Source organism: uncultured Agathobaculum sp. (genome assembly GCF_963927765.1).
In the GTDB taxonomy this organism is placed as follows: Bacteria; Bacillota; Clostridia; order Oscillospirales; family Butyricicoccaceae; genus Agathobaculum.
Genome location: NZ_CAWVCU010000003.1, coordinates 1 through 3,591 on the forward strand (window position 1 = coordinate 1; position 3,591 = coordinate 3,591).

At 60.7% G+C, this 3,591-nt stretch carries 3 protein-coding genes; all 3 read right to left on the reverse strand.

Translation table 11 applies throughout. The features are described 5' to 3' along the window. Positions 1–707: ribosome small subunit-dependent GTPase A (gene rsgA, locus ABGT74_RS00130; protein ID WP_346703964.1), on the reverse strand; the 707-nt coding region annotated here is incomplete at its 3' end. Between the two features lie 16 nt (positions 708–723). Continuing rightward, positions 724–2,781 (reverse strand): Stk1 family PASTA domain-containing Ser/Thr kinase, encoded by a 2,058-nt coding sequence (gene pknB / locus ABGT74_RS00135; RefSeq protein ID WP_346703965.1) that lies wholly within the window; start codon positions 2,779–2,781, stop codon positions 724–726. 6 nt (positions 2,782–2,787) lie between these two features. Continuing rightward, positions 2,788–3,540: a Stp1/IreP family PP2C-type Ser/Thr phosphatase gene (locus ABGT74_RS00140; RefSeq protein WP_297282886.1), complete on the reverse strand. Its 753-nt coding sequence runs from the start codon at positions 3,538–3,540 to the stop codon at positions 2,788–2,790. Positions 3,541–3,591: the final 51 nt, after the last annotated feature.

Here is a 3,591-nt window from a genome sequence, read left to right on the forward strand (position 1 = left end):
AACGCATATTGCAGATCCTCTGCCAGCACCAGATCCATCTGCTCGGTCTCAAACGAGGAAAAGCCCGGCGTGTCCGCGATGTAGCCGCCGCCCTCGATCGGATGCAGCTCGACGTGACGCGTCGTGTGCTTACCGCGACCGATGCGGTCGGAAATTGCGCCCACCGCCGCACCGAACTGCGGGTCGATGCGGTTAAGTACACTTGACTTGCCCACGCCCGAGTTGCCCGCAAACGCTGCCACGCGGCCGCGCAGACGGGCTTTGAGTTCATCAATGCCCTCTCCGGTCAGCGCGCTGACGCGCAGCACGTCAATACCGCTTTTCTGATAGGCCTCAAACAGCGCGTCGCCCGGGTTTTCGTCCGTTTTATTGATAACCACCAGCGCGCTGATCTCCTTGTGCACCGCAATGGCGGTCACCTTGTCGATCAGGAACGGGTCGGTCACGGGCGGGGCTGCCGATGCGACCGCAACCAGCAGATCAAGGTTGGCCACAGCGGGTCGCACCAGACTGTTTTTGCGCGGTGCGATATCAAGCAGATAGCCCGTACCGTCCTCCGGCTGGATTTCGAGTGTCACGCGGTCGCCCACGATAGGCTTACCCACGGTTTTCCGAAAGCGTCCGCGCGCCTTGCACTCGATCAGGCCCTCGGCGGTATCCACATAGTAGAACCCGCCGATGCCCTTGAGAATGATCCCTTCGATCAAGCTTTCGCCCCTTCCATCAGCTGAACGTATAGGTCTGCGAGCTGGATACGCCGTCCACGCTGACCGTGACCTCATGCTGCCCGGGCGTGCTGGTCAGCGGCACAGAAATGCTGCCCAGACTGGTCTCATGCGTCTCGTCGTACTGTACCACGCCATCGACCGAGATAACCACATGCGCCATATCCGTGTTATCCGGCAACGCCACCGGAATGGTCGCCGAACCAGTGGTAGGTGTGGTCGGCTCCTGCGTATCGCCGCCGTTGCTGCCGCCGCTCTCGCCGCCGGTCTCCGGCTGCTCATCCTCATCCGCAGTGTCCGGCGTGGTCGGCTGCTCGCTCTTGCCCTTGGATATCTGAATGTTGATCGCGGTTCCTTGGCTGACCTCCGTATCTTTGCTCACCGACTGCCAGACGACCGTACCGACCGAAGCCGAGCTTTCCACCTGATCGACTGAGCCGAGCACCAGGCCCTTATCCGTCAGTGCTTTCTCTGCCGCACTCTGCGACAGACCGTACAGATCGGGCACCGAGGCCTTCTTGTCCTCCTTGCCCTTGCTGATATAAATGGTCAGCGTCGCGCCCTTTTCCAGCTCCTGCCCAGCTGCAGGATCGGTGCGGGTGATCTTGCCCGCTTCGACCTCGTCGCTGTATTCCTCCTGGGTCTGGTAGCTGACATCATGCTCGTCCAGCATGGCCTGCGCATATTCCAGCGTACGGCCCTTAAAGTCAATAATCTTATAGGTGTCGCTGACATTGTCGCCGCCCGCGGAGACTGTCAGTGTAATGATCGCACCCTTGGTCACCTTGGTGCCCGGTTCGGGGTCCTGCTCAAGGATCTCACCGACAGGCCGATCCGATTCCTTCCGCTCGGCCGCTTCTTCGATCGTAAACTGAGAGGTGTAGCTCGTATCGGCCATCACATCGTCGATCGTCTGCCCGACCAGCGAAGGTACCGTCAGTTTTTCCTCGCCATTGCCGCCCGTTGCGATCAACAGGCCGACCACCACCAGCGCGATCACCGCCACGACCGCCACTGCAATTCCTGCAGCCAGTCCCGGCCGCTCGGCCAAGCGGTCAAAGAAGCCCTCCGGCTCGCGTACGGCCGTAGCTGTCTCACGCCGCTGCGCCGCCGCGTGCGCCGCCTGTTCCTGCGCAGCCGTGCGTCGCGCAGCCCGCTGCACGTCGCGGCCAATGACCTGCGTCTCACCCGTCTCGTCATCCGTATAGGCATAACCAAAGCGTGTCTGCGCATTGTTCTTGAGTTGCTCCAAATCCGCGTACAGCGCTTCCGCCGAGGCGTAGCGTCTGCCGATATTGGCGCACATGGCATGCATGACCACCTCATCCAGCCCCTTGGGGATGCCGGGCATCAGTTCGCTCGGCGCAAGCGGCACGGCGTTGAGGTGCTGCATCACGACCTGCAAGGCGGTTTCGCCCTCGAACGGCAGCTTGCCGGTGAGCATTTCGTACATCACGACGCCCAGCGAGTAAATGTCCGTCCGGTAGTCGATCTTGGAGCCTTTCGCCTGTTCGGGCGAGATATAATGCACCGAGCCGATGGCCTCCTGCACCACGCGTGTTTCCTGGGTGGTGGCAAAGGACGCAATGCCAAAGTCGGTCAGTTTGGCGGTACCGTCGCGCAGGATGATGACATTCTGCGGCTTGATGTCCTGATGGATAATGCCGCGGGAATGTGCGTGGATGAGCGCGCGGCAGATCTGTTCCGCAAAGAACACGGACTCTTGCCAGCCCAAGTGACCCTTTTTCTGCAAATATTCTTTGAGGGTGATACCCTCGATCAGTTCCATGACGATATAGTCCGTGCCATTCTCGCTGCCGACGTCGAATACTGAAACGATATTGTGATGGCTGAGCTTAGCGACCGCCTGCGACTCGATCGAGAACCGCTTGCGGATATCCGGGTCCTTGGCATATTCGTCCTTGAGAATCTTCACGGCGACATAGCGGTTGAGCACCACATCACGCGCGCGATAAACGACCGCCATGCCGCCAACGCCGACCACGTCAATGATCTCATACCGGCCGCCGAGCAGTTTGCCGATATATTTGTCCATAGGGAGTTACGCCTCCTCTTCCGCGCCGCGGGTGAACAGCGCAACCGTGATATTATCGCGGCCGCCGCCCTCCAGCGCGAGGGTCAGCAGCGCATCGCCCGCCAGTGCGAGCGTTTTGGCATCTTTCAGTGTCTGCGCGATTTTCTCATCCTCCACCATACCGGTCAGGCCGTCCGAGCAAAGCAGCAGCATCTCGCCCGGCGCGAGCCGCGCTTCAAACAGATCGCCGTCCACATCCGGCTCGACGCCGACTGCGCGGGTGATCAGGTTCTTTTGCGGATGCGTGCGGGCGTCCGCCTCGGTGATGCGGCCCTGTCGGCGCATCTCCTCGACATAGGAGTGGTCCTCGGTCAGCTGGTGCAGGCGTGTGCCGTCGAATAAGTAGGCGCGGCTGTCCCCGACATTCAGCACGGTCACCTGATCGCCCTGTACGAGCGCCGCGACCAGCGTTGTGCCCATGCCACGGAATTCCGGCTGCCGTCCGGCAAGCGAAAACACCGTGTCGTTCGCCTGCACGAGCGCATGCGTCAGCAGCGCCTGCCGCTTTGCGGCATCCAGTTCGCGGTCCAGCATGCCACGCGCATACTCCACAAACGACTGCGCAGCAAAACGACTAGCTACATTGCCCGCGTTTGCCCCACCCATGCCGTCACACACGACAAGCAGTGCGGTCTGGTTCTCCTCCCGCACTTCGATTTGATAGATATCCTGATTGGTCGGGCGCACACGGCCTCTGTCCGTCAAGCCAAACCATTCCATAGGAACACCTCCAGTGTCTTGTAAGGATGATATCTCCCATTCGGGTATCCG